Annotated in this window: 2 protein-coding genes; one reads left to right on the top strand and one right to left on the bottom strand. The window is 67.9% G+C overall.

Features of this window, described 5'->3' with window-relative positions:
- Positions 1 to 534: His/Gly/Thr/Pro-type tRNA ligase C-terminal domain-containing protein (locus tag ACFWJO_RS38765; RefSeq protein WP_386872915.1), on the top strand; the 534-nt coding region annotated here is incomplete at its 5' end.
- Between the two features lie 7 nt (positions 535 to 541).
- Here ACFWJO_RS38765 and ACFWJO_RS38760 read toward each other — a convergent pair.
- On the bottom strand, positions 542 to 742 hold a 201-nt coding region (locus ACFWJO_RS38760), incomplete at its 5' end, for a hypothetical protein (protein ID WP_386872913.1).

Raw genomic sequence — 742 nt, 5'->3', positions numbered from 1 at the left:
TGCATCGCGAACCGCACCGACTACGACCTCGGGCGGCACACCGAGCACTCGGGCACCAAGATGCAGTACTTCGACCAGGCCAACAACGAGCACTACACCCCGTACGTGATCGAGCCGTCCTTCGGCCTGACCCGCGCCATGATGGCGTTCCTCGTGGACGCCTACGCCGAGGACGAGGCCCCGAACGCCAAGGGCGGCGTGGACGTGCGCACCGTGCTCAAGCTGGACCCGCGCCTGGCCCCGGTCAAGGCCGCCGTGCTCCCGCTGTCGAAGAAGCCCGAGCTGCAGCCGGCCACCCAGTCCCTGGCCGCCGAGCTGCGCACCCTCTGGAACATCGAGACGGACGACTCCGGCGCGATCGGCCGTCGCTACCGCCGCCAGGACGAGATCGGCACCCCGTTCTGCATCACCGTCGACTTCGACACCCTCGAGGACCACGCTGTGACCGTCCGTGAGCGTGACTCCATGGCTCAGGAGCGGGTCGCGCTCGACCAGGTCGAGGGCTACCTGGCGCAGCGCCTCATCGGTTCCTGATCCACCGTCACCTGCGCGCGCCGCAGGTGACGGTCAGATAGTTCGTCAGGATTCGCCGGTTCTCCTCGGACACCGGGATGCGCGAGTATTCCGGTGCCGAGGAGCCGACGGCGATCCACAGCGGAAAGACGAAGGGTTTCTTCGCTTCCGCGAGGGCGTGGGGATCGCAGCGCGCCGCATCGATCGTGATGTCGACGCTCAGCCGGTC

Source organism: Streptomyces sp. NPDC127092 (genome assembly GCF_042722475.1).
Lineage (GTDB): Bacteria > Actinomycetota > Actinomycetes > Streptomycetales > Streptomycetaceae > Streptomyces.
Note: the sequence above shows the minus strand (reverse complement) of the source record. Positions and strands in the feature narration are given on the sequence as shown.